1 protein-coding gene is annotated in these 697 nt (G+C 54.8%); it reads right to left on the bottom strand.

The window, feature by feature from the left end; all coding sequences use genetic code 11:
- The coding region (locus AWB81_RS46330; RefSeq protein ID WP_327373593.1) for an HAD family hydrolase at nucleotides 1-697 on the bottom strand (697 nt) is incomplete at both ends.

The raw sequence follows: 697 nt of genomic DNA, 5'->3' as shown, positions 1-697 counted from the left end.
GTAGATCGAGCGGTGATCGTAAAATTTCCAGACCAGCCAGTTGGCGGGAACACCGGCGCTCCGAGCATTGCGTACGTCCGCATGATGATTGTCGCCAAAATGAACGGTACTCGGAAAATCGCGGCGCATCGCCATGAAGGTTTCACCTGACCGTTTGGTCTTCCCCGTTGTTGAAGAGCAGACGATCCTGTCAGCTTCAATGCCGGCGTTCAGAAGTGTCGTTCGGATAAAATCTTCCGGCAAGTAGGTGTCGGTCGAAACAACCACTCGTCGCCCCAACTTACGAATTGAGGCAATCAAGCTTGGAACCTCGGGATGCGGACGAATCACTTCGGCCTCGAGTTCGAGCTCCTTGGCCATGGCTATTGCAGCGGCTTCCACGCCATTCAAGGCACCTTCGGAAATCAGTTTTTCGTAAATTTGCGCGAGTTCGACCTCACGCGGACTGACGGCTAGGTCCAATTCCGCTTCGGCCCGCTTCCGCAGGCGCTGCCATTCCGCAGCCGTTCCCGAGAACAGACAAGCCTCGATCAGCGCTTGTCCCTGAAGCAGGAATAGATCCTCCGGCCGAGCTAACGTCCGATAAACCAGCGTGTCGAAGAGATCGAAAGATACCGTTTCGGCATCTGAGCGTTCAACCGCTTGCAAGACGTGGCTTTCAGACGAAAGCCGCTTGCTGAACTTCATAAGCAACTTG

This window comes from Caballeronia arationis (assembly GCF_001544975.2).
GTDB classification, from domain to species: domain Bacteria; phylum Pseudomonadota; class Gammaproteobacteria; order Burkholderiales; family Burkholderiaceae; genus Caballeronia; species Caballeronia arationis.
This window is presented reverse-complemented; position numbering and strand designations above follow the sequence as displayed.